15 protein-coding genes are annotated in these 15,801 nt (G+C 69.7%); 12 read left to right on the plus strand and 3 right to left on the minus strand.

The genetic code is table 11. The features are described from left to right. The first annotated feature begins 201 nt into the window (after positions 1 to 201). Genes argC through AB0L53_RS35915 form a run of 9 tightly spaced genes read left to right on the plus strand, consistent with a single transcriptional unit; the run spans position 202 to position 9,415 of the window. A complete protein-coding gene (gene argC, locus AB0L53_RS35875) occupies positions 202 to 1,230 on the plus strand; it encodes an N-acetyl-gamma-glutamyl-phosphate reductase (RefSeq protein WP_364003703.1) in 1,029 nt (342 codons plus the stop codon). Between the two features lie 55 nt (positions 1,231 to 1,285). After that, on the plus strand, positions 1,286 to 2,437 hold the full coding sequence (argJ, locus tag AB0L53_RS35880; RefSeq protein ID WP_364003706.1) for a bifunctional glutamate N-acetyltransferase/amino-acid acetyltransferase ArgJ: 1,152 nt from the start codon (positions 1,286 to 1,288) through the stop codon (positions 2,435 to 2,437). Continuing rightward, the gene (gene argB / locus AB0L53_RS35885) at positions 2,434 to 3,306 is read left to right on the plus strand and encodes an acetylglutamate kinase (RefSeq protein ID WP_364003709.1); all 873 of its coding nucleotides are present in this window, start codon (positions 2,434 to 2,436) and stop codon (positions 3,304 to 3,306) included. The genes argJ and argB overlap by 4 nt, the downstream gene beginning before the upstream one ends. After that, positions 3,306 to 4,472, plus strand: coding sequence for an acetylornithine transaminase (locus AB0L53_RS35890; RefSeq protein ID WP_364003712.1), 1,167 nt, complete (start codon positions 3,306 to 3,308; stop codon positions 4,470 to 4,472). Before argB ends, AB0L53_RS35890 begins: the two co-directional genes overlap by 1 nt. Next, a complete protein-coding gene (argF, locus tag AB0L53_RS35895) occupies positions 4,469 to 5,440 on the plus strand; it encodes an ornithine carbamoyltransferase (protein ID WP_364003715.1) in 972 nt (323 codons plus the stop codon). The genes AB0L53_RS35890 and argF overlap by 4 nt, the downstream gene beginning before the upstream one ends. After that, positions 5,437 to 5,943, plus strand: a complete 507-nt coding sequence (locus tag AB0L53_RS35900) for an arginine repressor (protein WP_225298283.1) — start codon at positions 5,437 to 5,439, stop codon at positions 5,941 to 5,943. The genes argF and AB0L53_RS35900 overlap by 4 nt, the downstream gene beginning before the upstream one ends. Before the next feature lie 30 nt (positions 5,944 to 5,973). Continuing rightward, on the plus strand, positions 5,974 to 7,173 hold the full coding sequence (locus tag AB0L53_RS35905; protein WP_358545810.1) for an argininosuccinate synthase: 1,200 nt from the start codon (positions 5,974 to 5,976) through the stop codon (positions 7,171 to 7,173). A gap of 32 nt (positions 7,174 to 7,205) precedes the next feature. After that, positions 7,206 to 8,627, plus strand: a complete 1,422-nt coding sequence (argH, locus tag AB0L53_RS35910) for an argininosuccinate lyase (protein ID WP_364003757.1) — start codon at positions 7,206 to 7,208, stop codon at positions 8,625 to 8,627. 8 nt (positions 8,628 to 8,635) lie between these two features. Continuing rightward, positions 8,636 to 9,415 (plus strand): DNA-3-methyladenine glycosylase, encoded by a 780-nt coding sequence (locus AB0L53_RS35915; protein ID WP_364003720.1) that lies wholly within the window; start codon positions 8,636 to 8,638, stop codon positions 9,413 to 9,415. Here AB0L53_RS35915 and AB0L53_RS35920 read toward each other — a convergent pair. Next, positions 9,355 to 9,756, minus strand: coding sequence for a PH domain-containing protein (locus AB0L53_RS35920; protein ID WP_364003723.1), 402 nt, complete (start codon positions 9,754 to 9,756; stop codon positions 9,355 to 9,357). The genes AB0L53_RS35915 and AB0L53_RS35920 overlap by 61 nt on opposite strands. Before the next feature lie 84 nt (positions 9,757 to 9,840). Here AB0L53_RS35920 and tyrS point away from each other — a divergent pair, with 84 nt between their 5' ends. Next, entirely contained in the window at positions 9,841 to 11,106 is a 1,266-nt protein-coding gene (gene tyrS, locus AB0L53_RS35925) for a tyrosine--tRNA ligase (protein WP_364003726.1), read from the plus strand. Between the two features lie 75 nt (positions 11,107 to 11,181). Here tyrS and AB0L53_RS35930 read toward each other — a convergent pair whose 3' ends face one another. Beyond that, positions 11,182 to 12,618, minus strand: coding sequence for a glycosyltransferase family 39 protein (locus tag AB0L53_RS35930; protein ID WP_364003729.1), 1,437 nt, complete (start codon positions 12,616 to 12,618; stop codon positions 11,182 to 11,184). A gap of 103 nt (positions 12,619 to 12,721) precedes the next feature. On the opposite strand from AB0L53_RS35930, the gene AB0L53_RS35935 reads away from it, so the two are divergent. After that, on the plus strand, positions 12,722 to 13,339 hold the full coding sequence (locus tag AB0L53_RS35935) for an HAD family phosphatase (protein WP_364003732.1): 618 nt from the start codon (positions 12,722 to 12,724) through the stop codon (positions 13,337 to 13,339). Between the two features lie 524 nt (positions 13,340 to 13,863). Here the strand turns inward: AB0L53_RS35935 and AB0L53_RS35940 are convergent. Beyond that, complete coding sequence (locus AB0L53_RS35940; RefSeq protein ID WP_358187081.1) at positions 13,864 to 14,247, minus strand: PPOX class F420-dependent oxidoreductase; 384 nt, start codon at positions 14,245 to 14,247, stop codon at positions 13,864 to 13,866. A gap of 89 nt (positions 14,248 to 14,336) precedes the next feature. Between AB0L53_RS35940 and AB0L53_RS35945 the strand changes: the two genes are divergently transcribed. Beyond that, positions 14,337 to 14,780 (plus strand): MarR family transcriptional regulator, encoded by a 444-nt coding sequence (locus AB0L53_RS35945; RefSeq protein WP_364003735.1) that lies wholly within the window; start codon positions 14,337 to 14,339, stop codon positions 14,778 to 14,780. The last annotated feature ends 1,021 nt before the right edge of the window (positions 14,781 to 15,801 follow it).

Consider the following 15,801-nt stretch of genomic DNA (forward strand, 5'->3'; position numbering starts at 1 on the left):
CCCGCGGTGGACGGCGCTATCGGATAAATCACAGTACCGACCGGTAGGTACGTCGCGCTAGAGCGCGAAATCCGGCTGAAACGGGGGGTTAACCGTCTCGCTATGTGAGCGCAATGGCGCGCCCAGCTTGCGTGTTCATGCCCTGGAGTGCATCATCGTCATAGTAAGGACATGAGTTTAGGTGCATGATTATGCAGGGGGTTGGGAATGAGAGCGGCGATCGCGGGAGCCAGCGGCTACGCGGGCGGTGAGCTTCTGCGCCTGCTGCTCGGGCATCCGGAGCTCGAGATCGGCACGCTCACCGCGGCCGCCAGCGCGGGCAGCGCGCTCGGCGCCCACCAGCCACACCTCCCGCAACTGGCCGACCGGATCATCGAGGACACCACCCCGGAAACGCTGGCCGGGCATGACGTGGTCTTCCTGGCCCTGCCGCACGGCCACTCCGCCGCCGTCGCCGCCCAGCTCCCCGAGAGCACGGTCGTCGTCGACTGCGGCGCCGACCATCGGCTCGCCGACCCGGCCGCCTGGCAGGAGTTCTACGGCGGCGAGCACGCCGGCACCTGGCCCTACGGCCTGCCCGAGCTGCCCGGCCAGCGCGAGGTGCTCAAGAACGCCAAGCGCATCGCGGTGCCCGGCTGCTACCCGACCTCCGTCATCCTGGCCCTGCTGCCCGCCTTCGCCGCCGGCCTGGCCGAGCCCGACGTGGTCGTCGTCGCGGCCAGCGGCACCAGCGGCGCGGGCAAGTCGCTCAAGCCCAGCCTGCTCGGCAGCGAGGTCATGGGCTCGGTCAGCGCCTACGGCGTGGGCGGCGTCCACCGGCACACCCCGGAGATGGAGCAGGCGCTCGGCGCCGTCGCGGGCGCGCCGGTCCGGGTGTCGTTCACCCCGACGCTGGCCCCGATGAGCCGGGGCATCCTGGCCACCTGCTCCGCCCCCGCCGCGCCCGGGCTGACCAAGGCCGCCGTGCGAGAGGCGTACGAGAACGCGCTGGCCAAGGAGCCGTTCGTCAACCTGCTGCCCGAGGGCACCTGGCCCGCCACCGCGATGACCTACGGCGCCAACACCGCCGCCCTGCAGGTGACGCTCGACGAGCGCGCGGGCCGCGTGGTCGCCGTCATCGCCATCGACAACCTCACCAAGGGCACGGCCGGAGGCGCGATCCAGAGCGTCAACCTCGCACTCGGCCTGCCGGAAGAGCTCGGCCTCCCCCTGACAGGAGTTGCTCCGTGAGAGAGCGCAGCGTACCAACCGACACAGCAGTCCAGCGGCCGGCAGAGGAGAACGCATGAGCGTGACCGCTCCCCTCGGTTTCAGAGCCGCGGGCGTCGCCGCGGGCATCAAGTCCGGCGACGCCCGCGACCTGGCCCTGGTCATCAACGACGGACCCAACCACGCCGCGGCCGGCGTCTTCACCGCCAACCGCGTCAAGGCGGCCCCGGTCCTGTGGTCGCAGCAGGTCCTGCGCGGTGGCCGGGTCCGTGCGGTCGTCCTCAACTCGGGCGGCGCCAACGCCTGCACCGGCCCCGAGGGCTTCCAGGACACGCACGCCACCGCCGAGAAGGCGGCCGAGGTGCTCCAGGACTCGGCGGGCGAGATCGCGGTCTGCTCCACCGGCCTGATCGGTGAGCGGCTGCCCATGGACGCGCTGCTGGCCGGAGTGGAGCGTGCCGCCGCGCAGCTGTCGCGCGACGGCGGGCTGGCCGCGGCCGACGCCATCCGCACCACCGACACCGTCTCCAAGATCTCCTTCAAGCGCGCCGACGGCTACATGGTGGGCGGCATGGCCAAGGGCGCGGGCATGCTCGCCCCGGCCCTGGCCACCATGCTCTGCGTGATCACCACCGACGCCGACCTGACCGCGGAAGAGCTCGACACCGTGCTCCGCGAGGCCACCTCCAAGACCTTCGACCGCCTCGACGCCGACGGCTGCATGTCCACCAACGACACCGTCCTGCTGCTGGCCAGCGGTGCCGCCGGGGTCAAGCCGGACCTGGCGGAGTTCGGGCAGAAGGTCACCGAGGTCTGCGCCGACCTGGCCAGGCAGCTGCTGGTCGACGCCGAAGGCGCGTCCAAGGCCATCGCCATCGAGGTGGTCGGCGCGGCGTCGGAGGACGACGCGGTCAAGGTCGGCCGCACCGTCTCCCGCTCCAACCTGCTCAAGTGCGCCATCCACGGCGAGGACCCCAACTGGGGCCGCGTGCTGGCCGCCGTCGGCACCACCGACGCCGTCTTCGAGCCCGACCGGCTGAACGTGGCCATCAACGGCATCTGGATCTGCCGCGGCGGCGCAGTCGGCGACGACCGGAACAAGGTGGACATGCGCCCGCGCGACGTGACGATCACCATCGACCTGTCGGCGGGCACCCACTCGGCCACCGTCCACACCACCGACCTGACCGCGGACTACGTCCACGAGAACTCGGCGTACTCCTCATGAGGACCATCACCGCCCACACCAAGGCGGACACCCTCATCGAGGCCCTGCCCTGGCTGGCCCGCTTCCATGGCGCGACCGTCGTCATCAAGTACGGCGGCAACGCGATGATCGAGGAATCCCTCATGGAGGGCTTCGCCGAGGACATCGGCTTCCTGCACTACGCCGGTCTGCGGCCGGTCGTCGTGCACGGCGGCGGCCCGCAGATCAGCAAGCACCTCGACCGGCTCGGCATCGAGTCGACGTTCACGGCCGGGCTACGGGTCACCACACCCGAGGCCATGCAGGTGGTCAGGATGGTCCTGGTCGGCCAGGTCAACCGCGACGTCGTCGGCCTGATCAACAGGCATGGCCCGCTCGCGGTCGGCATGTCGGGCGAGGACGCCCACCTGTTCACCGCCGAGCGCAAGCACGCGCTCGTCGACGGCGAGCACGTCGACATCGGCCAGGTGGGCGAGATCGTCAAGGTCGACCCGGGCGCCGTCCAGGCCATGATCGACAACGGCCGCGTCCCCGTCATCTCCAGCGTCGCCCGCGGCGAGGACGGCGAGATCTACAACGTCAACGCCGACACCGCCGCCGCCGCGCTGGCCGTCTCCCTGCAGGCGCAGAAGCTCATCGTCCTGACCGACGTCGAGGGCCTGTACGCCGGCTGGCCCGACGACACCGACGTGATCGACAAGCTCGACGGCGCCGAGCTGGCGGCCATGCTGCCCTCACTGTCCAGCGGCATGAAGCCGAAGATGGAGGCCTGCCTGACGGCGGTCCAGGGCGGCGTCCCCCAAGCACACATTCTCGACGGCCGGGTCTCCCACTCGCTGCTGCTGGAGATCTTCACCGACCAAGGAATCGGAACCATGGTGATGCCCTGATGAACCTTCGCGACAGGTTCGAACAAGCCTTCATGCCCAACTACGGCGTCCCGCCGATCGCCCTGGCACGAGGCGAGGGCACCCGCGTGTGGGACGTCGACGGCAGGGAATACCTCGACTTCGTCGGCGGCATCGCCGTCAGCTCGCTCGGCCACGCTCACCCGGCCCTGGTCGAGGCGGTCTCCAAGCAGGTCGCGACGCTCGCGCACACCAGCAACCTCTACCTGCACGAGCCGGAGGTGCTGCTCGCCGAGCGGCTCCTCGGCCTGCTGAACGCCCCCGGCCGCGTCTTCTTCGCCAACTCCGGCACCGAGGCCAACGAGGCCGCCTACAAGCTGGCACTCAAGTACGGCAGGCGCGACGGCCGCACCTACTTCGTCGCCGCCGAGAACGGTTTCCACGGCCGCACGATCGGCGCCCTCTCACTGACGGGCAAGAAGTCGATCCGCGACCAGTTCGGCCCGTTCCCGGTAGAGGTCCAGTTCGTCCCGTACGGAGACGCCACCGCCCTCAAGGAGGCCGTGACCGGCGACTGCATCGCGGTCTTCCTGGAGCCCACACAGGGCGAGGCAGGCGTGGTCCCGCCGCCCGACGGCTACTTCGCGGCGGCCCGCGAGATCTGCGACTCGACCGGCGCGCTGCTGGTCGCCGACGAGATCCAGTCCGCGATCGGCCGCACCGGGCACTGGTTCGCCCACCAGGCCGACGGCGTCACCCCCGACATCCTGACCCTGGCCAAGGGCCTGGGCGGCGGCCTGCCGATCGGTGCGTGCGTCGGCTTCGGTGACTCGGGCCGGCTGTTCGACAAGGGCGACCACGGCTCCACCTTCGGCGGCAACCCGGTCTCGTGCGCGGCGGCGCTGGCCGTGCTCGACAACCTCGACCTCGACCACGTGCGGACGACGGGCGCCCGGCTGCGGGCCGGGCTCGAAGCGGTCGCTCACCCGCTGCTGAAAGGTGTGCGCGGACGCGGGCTGTGGCTGGCCGCCGTGCTGGCCGAGCCGGTCTCCGGCAAGGTGCAGCAGGCGGCGGCCGAGGCGGGCTTCCTGGTCAACGCGCTGCAGCCGGACGCCGTACGGATCGCGCCGCCGCTGGTCGTGACGGCCGAGCAGGTCGACGCGCTCGTGGCCGCGTTCCCCGGAATCCTCGCCGAGGCGGCGAAATGACGGCGCGCGCGGACTCGGGGCCTCTTGAGCAGGGCTCGGACTCGCGGCCCGTCAGGCACTTCCTGAGGGACGACGACCTCTCGCCCGCCGAGCAGGCCGACGTTCTCGACCTGGCCGCCGCGATGAAGAAGGACCGCTACGGCTACCGCCCCTTCGAAGGGCCGCAGACCGTCGCCGTCCTGTTCGACAAGCCCTCGACCAGGACCCGGGTCTCCTTCGCCGTCGGCGTCGGCGAGCTGGGCGGAATCCCGCTGGTCATCGACGGCGGCAGCTCCCAGATGGGCCGGGGCGAGCCGATCGAGGACACCGCCAGGGTGCTCGAACGGCAGGTCGCCGCGATCGTCTGGCGCACCGGCGCCCAGGCGGGCCTCGACGGCATGGCCGCGGGCACCGCCGTGCCGGTGGTCAACGCGCTGACCGACGAGTTCCACCCCTGCCAGATCCTCGCCGACCTGCTGACCGTCCGCGAACGGTTCGGCAGGACGGCCGGGCTTACCCTGACCTATCTGGGCGACGGCGCCAACAACATGGCCCACTCCTACCTGCTGGGCGGCGCCACGGCCGGGATGCACGTACGGATCGGCGCCCCCGTCGGCTACCAGCCCGACGCCGTCATCCTCGACCAGGCCGCCGCCATCGCCGCGACGACCGGCGGCTCGGTGATCTCGCTGACCGACCCGGCCGCCGCGATCCAGGGCTCGCACGTCGTCGCCACCGACACCTGGGTGTCGATGGGCCAGGACGGCAAGGACGAGCGGGTGCGCGCGCTCATGCCGTACCAGGTCAACTCCGAGCTTATGGAGCACGCCGCGCACGACGCGATCGTCCTGCACTGCCTGCCCGCCTACCGCGGCTACGAGATCACCTCCGAAGTGATCGACGGCCCACGCAGCGCCGTGTGGGACCAGGCCGAGAACCGCCTGCACGCCCAGAAGGCGCTGCTGCACTGGCTGGTGAGCCCCGCATGACCATTCCGATGACCAAGGTCGCGCGGCAGGCGAAGATCACCGACCTGCTGCAGCGGCAGGCCGTCCGCTCCCAGCCCGAGCTGGCCAAGCTGCTGGCCGAGAGCGGCGTGGAGGTCACCCAGGCCACGCTCTCGCGCGACCTGGACGAACTCGGCGCGCTCAAGCTGCGCGCCGAGGACGGCTCGCTGGTCTACGCGCTGCCCGGCGAGGGCGGCGGCCGCATCCGGGTGGCCAGGCTGGGCACCGGCGAGTCCCCGGCCGCCCGGCTGCACCGGATCGCCGAGGAGCTGCTGGTCTCCGCCGAGGCGTCGGCCAACCTGGTCATCGTCAGGACTCCGCCGGGCGCCGCCCAGTTCATGGCCTCGGCCATCGACCACGCCGACTGGGAGTCCATCCTCGGCACGGTTGCGGGCGACGACACGATCCTCGTGATCAGCCGCGATCCCCAGGGCGGGAGCGTCGTGGCCGAGGCCTTGCTGAGGATCGCCGCCCGGCGTACTTAGCCCTTTTTTACCAAGATTTTGGAGGTACCGATGACTCAGAGAGTGGTACTCGCCTTCTCCGGAGGTCTGGACACCTCCGTCGCGATCCCGTTCCTGGCCGAGAAGATGGACGCCGAGGTGATCGCCGTCGCCGTGGACCTGGGCCAAGGCGGCGAGGACATGGAGGTGATCCAGAAGCGGGCCATGGACTGCGGTGCGGTCGAATCCGTCGTCGTGGACGCCAAGGAGGAGTTCGCGGCCGACTTCTGCGTGCCCGCGCTGCAGGCCAACGCCCTCTACATGGACCGCTACCCGCTCCTGTCGTCGCTGTCGCGCCCGCTCATCGTCAAGCACCTGGTGAGCGCGGCCAAGCAGTTCGGCGGCACGATCGTCTCCCACGGCTGCACCGGCAAGGGCAACGACCAGGTACGGTTCGAGGCCGGCCTGGCCGCGCTCGCGCCCGACTTGCGGGTCGTCGCCCCGGCCCGCGACTTCGCCTGGACCCGCGACAAGGCGATCGAGTACGCCGAGCAGCGGGGCCTGCCGATCGAGACCTCCAAGAAGAACCCGTTCTCCATCGACCAGAACCTGTGGGGCAGGGCCGTCGAGACCGGCTTCCTCGAGGACATCTGGAACGGCCCCACCGAGAACGTCTACGCCTACACCGCAGACCCGGCCGTCCCCCGTGACGCCGACGAGGTGGTCATCACCTTCGAGCAGGGCGTCCCGGTCAAGCTCGACGGGCGTTCGCTCACGCCGTACCAGGTGATCGACGAGCTGAACACCCGCGCGGGCGCGCAGGGCGTCGGCCGGATCGACATGGTCGAGGACCGGCTCGTCGGCATCAAGTCGCGCGAGGTGTACGAGGCGCCCGGCGCGATCGCGCTGATCACCGCGCACATGGAGCTGGAGAACGTCACCGTCGAACGGGACCTGGCCCGCTTCAAGCGCGGCGTCGACCAGCGCTGGAGCGAGCTCGTCTACGACGGCCTGTGGTTCTCGCCGCTCAAGGACGCCCTCGACGCGCTCATCGCCGAGGCCCAGAAGCACGTCACCGGCGACATCCGGATGACTCTGCACGGCGGCAAGGCCACCGTCAGCGGCCGCCGCTCCGAGCAGTCGCTGTACGACTTCTCGCTGGCCACCTACGACACCGGCGACACTTTCGACCAGTCGCTCGCCAAGGGCTTCGTCCAGCTGTTCAGTCTGCCCTCCAAGATCGCCGCCGCGCGCGACGCGAAGAAAGGATGATGTGCACTATGGTCGCGGGGGACGAGAAGGAGATGACGGTGAGTGATGGCAAGCCGATGCGGCTGTGGGGCGGGCGATTCGAAGGGGGTCCCGCCGACGCGCTGACCCGGCTGTCGGTGAGCGTGCACTTCGACTGGCGGCTGGTGCCGTACGACCTGGCGGCGTCCAGGGCGCACGCCCGGGTGCTGCACAAGGCGGGGTTGCTGAGCGACGACGAGCTCGAACGCATGATCGGCGCGATCGATGACCTGGAGCGGGCCTGCAAGGCGGGTGAGTTCCGGCCGACGGTCGCCGACGAGGACGTGCACACCGCGCTCGAACGCGGCCTGCTGGAGCGGCTCGGCTCGCTCGGCGGCAAGCTGCGCGCCGGCCGCAGCCGCAATGACCAGATCGCCACCGATCTGCGCCTCTATCTGCGCGACCACGCCCGCACGATCGTCTCCCGGCTGGTCGAGCTGGAGACGGCGCTGATGGCCCAGGCCGAGCAGCACACCGACACGGCCGCGCCCGGCATGACCCACCTGCAGCACGCGCAGCCGGTCTCCTTCGGACACCAGCTGCTCGCGCACGTGCACGCCTTCGCCCGCGACATCGACCGGGTCACCGACTGGGACCGCCGCGCGGCCGTCTCGCCGCTCGGCGCCGGCGCGCTGGCCGGCTCGTCGCTGCCGCTGGACCCGGAGGCCGTGGCCGTCGAGCTGGGCTTCTCCTTCGCCTCGCTCAACTCCATGGACGCGGTGTCCGACCGTGACTTCGCGGCGGAGTTCCTGTTCGCCGCGGCCCTGATCGGCGTGCACCTGTCGCGGCTCGGCGAGGAGATCGTGCTCTGGGCCTCGCAGGAGTTCCGCTGGATCGAGATGGACGACGCCTACTCCACCGGCTCGTCGATCATGCCGCAGAAGAAGAACCCCGACGTCGCCGAGCTCGCCCGCGGCAAGTCCGGACGGCTCATCGGCAACCTCATGGCGATGCTCACGACGCTCAAGGGCCTGCCGCTCACCTACAACCGCGACCTGCAGGAGGACAAGGAGCCGGTGTTCGACTCGGTCGACACGCTGCTGCTCGTCCTGCCCGCGATGGCCGGCCTGGTCGCCACCATGCGGGTCAACACCGCGCGCCTGGAGGCGTCGGCTCCCGACGGCTTCGCGCTGGCCACCGACCTCGCCGAGCTGCTCGTACGCCGCGGCGTGCCGTTCCGCGACGCGCACGAGGCGGTCGGCCACCTGGTGGTGTGGTGCCAGGTCAACGACAAGGACCTGGGCGACCTGACCGACGACGAGCTGGGCAAGGTCTCGCCGCACCTCACCCCCGACGTCCGCGACGTGCTCAACGTGCCCGGCGCCCTCGCCGCCCGCAAGGCCCACGGCGGCACCGCGCCCGACCGGGTCCGCGACCAGCTCGCCGCGCTGCGCGAGACGGTCGACGCCCAGGCGGCGTGGGCCGCGGGGGCCTAGCGCCCGGCATGGACTCCGGGACCCTGGATTCGGCACCCCTGCCGCGGAGCTTCTTCGACCGGCCGTCGTACGAGGTCGCGCCCGACTTGCTCGGGCGCGTGCTCGTGCACGGCCCGGTCGCGGTCCGGCTCACCGAGGTCGAGGCGTACGGCGGCCCCGGCGAGGATCCGGCGGCCCACACCTACCGGGGACGGACCGCCAGGAACGCGGTCATGTTCGGGCCACCTGGGCATCTGTACGTGTACTTCACCTACGGCATGCACTTCTGCGCGAACCTGGTGTGCCTGCCCGAAGACCACGGGTCGGCGGTGCTGCTGCGCGCCGGTGAGGTGGTGGCGCGGGCCGACCTGGCCCGCTCGCGCCGCTCAGGAGACGGCGACGGCCCGCCCGTCTCCGGGCGCAAGCCGATCGCGGACCGCGACCTCGCCCGCGGCCCCGCCCGGCTGGCGGTCGCTCTCGGGCTGGCGCGCGAGCACAACGGGCTCGACGCCGTATGGGAGGGCTCACCGGCTGTGCTGCCGCACTTCCATGACGCTTCTCGCGGCGATCAGCCCGAACACGCGGCGTGGCTTACCGGGCTCCCCAAGGGGACCGTGGCCATGCTCGGCGGCCGGCCCGCGGAGGCGGACACGATCAGGTCGGGGCCGCGCACCGGGATCTCGACCGCCAAGGACACCCCGTGGCGGTTCTGGATCGACGGTGACCCTACCGTCTCACCCTTCCGGCCTCACGCGCCGCGCCGCCGCAACACCGCGGCCACCTCGGTCGGGGAGGCGCCCAGCTCGTGAGCGCTGAAGATGTGCAGCTGGTCGCCGGTGTCGATCTCCAGCATCTCGCTGCGCAGACCGTACCTCCTGCGTACGTCCACCTGCACGTCCTCGATCGCCTCCCACGGGACGTGCCGCCGGCCGGCGAAGCCGTGCACCACGGTGACACCGCTCTCGTCGGCCGCCAGCCGTACCGGGACCAGGACGTCACGCAGCCCCATGGCCCCCACCAGCAGGGCGGCCGGCACGGCCAGCACCACCCCGCGTACATCACCCTGGACATACCAGAACAGGGCGAGACCGGCACACGCCACAGCCCCTAGGATCTTGAAAACGGCCAGCTCGCGACGGACCTTCCACATGGCGACCGAGATTATCCAAGTGGCGGTCATCCGGCGCGATCGGGCACTCTGTAACCACTCGACGTCTCCTGGAAAGCCAGCACCGTGACCGACATTCTCGATGAGCTCGAATGGCGCGACGTCCTCGCGCAGACCACCGACATCGACGCCCTGCGCGCGGCGCTGTCGAAAGGTCCGATCACGGTCTATGCGGGCTTCGACCCGACCGCGCCGTCCCTGCACATGGGCAACCTGGCCACGCTGCTGATCCTGACCCGCTTCCAGCGGGCGGGCCACAAGCCGATCGGCCTGGTCGGCGGCGCCACCGGCCTGATCGGCGACCCCAGCGGCCGCAGCACCGAACGCGTACTCAACACCACCGAGGTCGTGGAGGAATGGGTCTCGCGGATCCGGGTGCAGGTGGAGAAGTTCTTGACCTTCGACGAGAGCCCCACCTCGGCCGCGCTGGTCAGCAACCTGGACTGGACCGCCGAGATGTCGGCCATCGGCTTCCTGCGCGACATCGGCAAGCATTTCCCCGTCAACCGGATGCTCGCCCGCGAGTCGGTGGCGGCCCGGCTCGGCGGTGAGGGACTCAGCTACACCGAGTTCAGCTACCAGATCCTGCAGGCCAACGACTACCTGGAGCTCTACCGGCGCAACGGCTGCACGCTCCAGGTCGGCGGCAGCGACCAGTGGGGCAACATCACGGCCGGCGTCGACCTGGTCAGGCGCGTCGAGGGCGGCCACGTGCACGCCCTGACCGGCAAGCTGATCACCAAGGCCGACGGCACCAAGTTCGGCAAGACCGCCGGCGGGTCGGTCTGGCTCGACGGCGCGCTGACCTCTCCCTACGCCTTCTACCAGTACTTCCTCAACGCTGACGACCGCGACGTGGTGCGCTTCCTGAAGGTGTTCACCTTCCGCGAGCGCGAGGAGATCGAGGCGCTGGAGAAGGCGGTGGCCGACCGCCCGTTCGCCCGCGAGGCACAGCGGACGCTGGCCGAGGACCTGACCACGCTCGTCCACGGCGCCGACGAACTGGCGGCCGTCGTGGCGGCGTCCAAGGCGCTGTTCGGGCAGGGGTCGCTCGAAGAGCTGCCGGGCTCGACGCTGGCCGCGGCGCTGGCCGAGGTGCCGAAGGCGACGGTTCCGGCTCTCGGGGCGCCGTTCGTGGACCTGCTGGCGGACAGCGGGCTGGTGGAGTCGAAGTCGGCGGCCAGGCGGGCGGTGAAGGAGGGCGGCGCGTACCTCAACAACGTCAAGATCACCGACGAGTCGTACGTGCCTGAGGCCTCGGACCTGCTTCACGGGCGGTTCATGGTGCTCCGGCGCGGCAAGAAGGCGGTCGGCGGCGTCGAGGTCGGCTGACCGCGCCTTTCTTGAGCTATACGGGCCCTTTCCCTGGTGTTCTTCCGGGGGAAGGGCCCTGGGCTTATTTGTGGCCTATTTACCGGCGAACAGGGCCACGGTGAGGCCGGGCGTCTCCGCCGAGTGCCAGGCCCCGGTCTGCTCGTAGCCCGCTTCCCGTACGGCCTTGACCCGCGGCAGCTTCTGCCCGGCGGACTTGGCCCCGCGCCACACGACCCAGACCCGCTCCCGATCGGCCAGCGCGGCGGCGACGTCATCGCGCTCAGGAAAGCCGAACCCCTCCGCCTCCGGAGCGGCCCCCAGTCGCAGCACATCATCCGGCATCGACCCGTCACGGTAGTAGTCGAACCCCGCCCGCACCGAGCTCTGCCCGAACACGATCGCGTCCCCCGGCCGCGCCTCCACCTTCCGCACGGCCCACGGAAAGTCCTCGAAGCGCCCATTGGCCTCCCGCACCTCCACCTGCTGCGGTACGCCCACCGCCACGGCGACCACCACCAGCCCGCAGCAGGCCACCACCCCTCCCCGCGGAACACTCGCCACCGCGATCCCCGCCAGCAACGCCAGAGCGGGCGCGGCGACGAACAGGTACCGGTCCACATAGACCGGGGTCACCAGATGCGACACGGCCAGCAGCAGGACGGGCGGCAGCACCAGCCAGCCCAGCAACGTCCCCGCCCACGCCCTGTTGCGAAGCAGCACCACACCGGCCAGCGCCACCACGAACAGCACCACCCCCACCTCGGTGCTCCCCGTCGCCATCTTCGGGAACTTCAGCAGCACCTCCGGCCCGCGCTGCGGGATCCAGCTGATCGCATGCCGCTCGCCGTACCCGACCAGACCGAGAACGAGCGCGGGCAGGCAGCCGACGGCGACCGCGGGCGCCCACCTCAGGAGCACGGTGCGGCGGGGGAGCAGCGCTACGGCGGCGACCAATTGAGCGGGCAGCACGAGCACCGCGAACAGGTGCGTGCAGCACACCACCGCCACCGCCACCGCATAGACCACCCAGGGCGCGCGCGTGGCCTGCTCCTGGGCTCGCGTGGTCTGTTCCTGGGCTCGCGTGGTCTGTTCCTGGGCTCGCGTGGTCTGTTCCTGGGCTCGCGTGGCGCGGTGAAGGGCCCAGAACGAGAAGACCACCGCGGCGGCTGCGGGCGCGTACGAGCGGGCGAAGGCGCCGTAGTACGACACCGACGGCAGCGCCGCGAACAGCAGGCCGGCCGTCACCCCCGCCCACGTACTGTGCAGCCGCCGCCCCAGGTCCACCAGGAACCACGCGGCGACCCCGATGGCCAGCGCCGATGGCAGCCGCAGCCACAGCTCCGCAGTCCCGGCCTTCGCCCACAGCTGCATGAACAGGTAGTACGGCAGGAAATGACCATCGATGTGCCGCGCCAGCTCCCACAACCCCGGCAACGACCGGGACGCGGCGCTGATCGTGGCCAGCTCGTCACCGTTGAGAGAGGCGGAGCCCGAGCCGCTGAACGCCACGACTCCGCCAATTCCGGCCACCCACCATGGGCTTGACCTGCGTGAACGTACGGCTGGCCGGACTGGAGGGGCGAGGGTGGAGGCGGTGGTCACCGGGGCAGAATACGCGCATAGGCTCAGATTTATGCCTGAAGTGATCGTGTTTGACCTTTACGGAGTTATCGCCCGCGTCCAGACGGCTGACGCCAAACAGGGCCTCGTCGACCTCGCCGGGGTGCCGGGGGAGAGCTTCTGGGAGGCGTACTGGGGGTGCCGGCCCGACTATGACGCCGGTCAGGACGCCGTGGCGTACTGGGCGGCGGTCGCCGGACGGCTGGGCACGCGGTTCGCCGACGTGGACGCGCTGATGGCGGCCGACCTGGAGAGCTGGTGCCACGTGGACGACGAGATGGTCGCCGTGGTGCACGAACTGGCTGATCAGGGACGGACACTGGGGCTGCTATCGAACATCGTCCCGGACCTGGTGCCGCTGTGGGAGGCGCGGCATGGTGACTGGCTGGGACGGTTCGCGTCGCTGACGTACTCGTGCCGGATCGGGGTGGCCAAGCCGGACCGGCGCGCGTACGAGATCTGTGCGCAGCGGCTGGGGGTGGAGCCGGGGGAGGCGCTGTTCTTCGACGACAACGAGGTCAATGTGGTCGCGGCTCGGGAGGCGGGGATGGCGGCGGAGCTGTTCGTCTCGCCGGCGCAGGTACGCGCGCTCACGCTTGCCGGTGGGTCTTGGCTGTCCACCGGGTCTTGACCGGCCGCGCCTTCAGGTGGGCCTCGATCCGTCGGCGCCGAGCGTGATTCGTGTTGACGTCCCGCAGAGCGGTGTAGTTTCTCACCCGCTCAGCCCTGTGCGGCCACGTTGGAAACGCACAACAAGATCGTTGATCCACCATTGGGGGGTCACCGTTCGAGCAGCGTCGTTCGCGCAGCAACAGTCGCGGCGTCGGCCTGCGGGACGCCGAGCTTGCCTTTCGCGTGAGCCTTGGCCAGGCCGTCACCCGCCCGGGCGGTCACGGGTGAGCCTCACCAGCACCGCTCACCCGCCCGCAGCGGCCTCGCTCATCTGCATCCGTCTCGCCCACTTGCAGGTCTCGCCCACTCACAGCGGTGTCTTGCACTCCCGCAGGTCTCGCCACTCACTCGCAGCGGTCTTGCACTCCCGCAGCGGTCTCGCGCTCCCCGGCCCGCTCGAGCGGCGGCGGCTCGGGCTATGGCGGCCGCCCCCGGGCTTCACGGGTTGGTCCCGATCGTTTCACTGGTTGGTCGTACATTTCGTCACTGGCTGGTCGTACGTGTCGGCCGGGCGACGATGACCACCCGCCGCTCCGCGTCGCCCACCGGCCGGTCGTACTGCAGGCCGTAGCGGGTGGCGAGCACGTCGAAGAAGTCGCCCGACGGGTCGGGGTCGATCCGCTCCACCACGGCCCGGATCTCCAGGTACCGGTACGGCTTGTCAGGGTCGTTGATGGAGACCGCCAGGTTCCCATTCGCCGCGACATTTCGGTATTTCTGGCGGTCCGTGGTAGTCGTGAAGCGCAGGAACTCGCCGTCCCACACCGTCCAGACCGGGTTCACATGTGGCTTCCCGTCTGGCGCGATGGTGGCCAGATGCGCGAACAGCGGCCTGGTCAACAGATCCAGATGGCTCTCAGGAATCACGTGACGCCTCCTCACTCGGGTGTACGGCTCCGCACATTATCAAAGCTTTGATAGTCGTCAATGCTAGATTGCTTGTAGCATCTCGTGTCATGGGCATGCCCGCGGAGGAGCGCCTCGGCCTCGACATCAAGCGAGCCGAGCAGGAATTGATCGCCGCCAAGCAGGTCGCGGTCAGGCCCGCGGGGCTGACGGTGCCGCAATACGCGACGCTCTACGTATTAGCGGCCAACCCCGGCATCTCGGCCGCCGCTCTCGCCCGAGCCTGCTTGGTGACCCCGCAGGCGATGACCGTGGTGCTGAAAAACCTCGAGGTACGTGGGATGGTCGAACGTACGCCGCACCCATGGCACGGCAATGTCCTGGAGACCCGACTCACGGACGCCGGCCGCATCGCGCTAGAGGAGGCGGACGAGCGGGCGGTGCGGATAGAGCAGGCGATAGCGGACGAACTCACCGCAGAGGAGCGTGACACCCTGCGATCCCTCCTCCAACGCTGCGGAACGGCGATCGACCGGGCGTCCGCGCAACTGTGAAGGCTTGCCCTCGGCCCCTACACCGGGCGTCCCGTAGTGATGATGTCCCACGGAGCGGTGTGGATTCTTCTGCCGCTCGACCCTGATCATCCCTGGTAGAAGCCATGTAACGAGATCGTGAATCACCACTTAGTGGGACTTCATCCCTTCGGCGCCACATTCACGTGTTCGGTCCGCACTCCTGTTCGGCTCGCGATCCGTCTGGTCTGGGATCCGTCCGATCCATCTGGTCCGGGATCCGTCCAGTCGCGATCCGTCTGGCCGTCCGGCCGCTGTCCGGTCGCGATCCGTCTGGTCCGGGATCCGTTCCTGGAGGAGAAGCCGCAGCACCCCAAGAGCGACCTGGCGCTGATGCGTGTGTACTTATTCACGCTGGCCATGCATGAGGCCTGTCCCGCGATCCGTTCGGATGACGTCCCGCAGAGCAGCGTCGTTTCCCACCCGCTCAGCCCTGTGCTCCCATGTAGGAAAACGCACGGCGAGATCGTTGATCCACCCCTGGGTGGGACATTTCTCCGATCTGCACGGCGTTTGCGCAGATCAGAACTGGCCTTGCTGGAGGTCCCGTGGAGGCCTAGAGAGCGGGCGTGAACACCGATTTGACGTAGGGCGAACGGCGACCTAATCTTCTCTTCGCCCCGGGAGTGAGCCGGACGCCGATCAGGCGGACGGGCCCCCAGGGCGAACCCTTGAGAAACGAGCCACTCGGCCAGGCGCTTCCATGCGCTCGCTGGCAGGAGTCGTCTCGGGTGCGCTCAGATCGCCGGAAAATCGGTTGATTCGACAAGCTCAGGATGGCACGGTAAGTTACGAGGGTTGCCCTGGAGACAGGGTGCACAATCTTAGACAGTTTGCCCAGCTTCAAGCAAGTCTCCGATTTGACGCGAAGCCGACAAGCTCGATAAGCTTAAGACACAACGAAATGAGCGCCTCTCGCAGGTTGGGGAGTACGCGTCCGTTTCTTGAGAACTCAACAGTGTGTTAAAAGCCAGTGCATGATGCACAACCCCGTCATGTCTGC

This window comes from Nonomuraea sp. NPDC052129 (genome assembly GCF_040680095.1).
In the GTDB taxonomy this organism is placed as follows: Bacteria; Actinomycetota; Actinomycetes; order Streptosporangiales; family Streptosporangiaceae; genus Nonomuraea.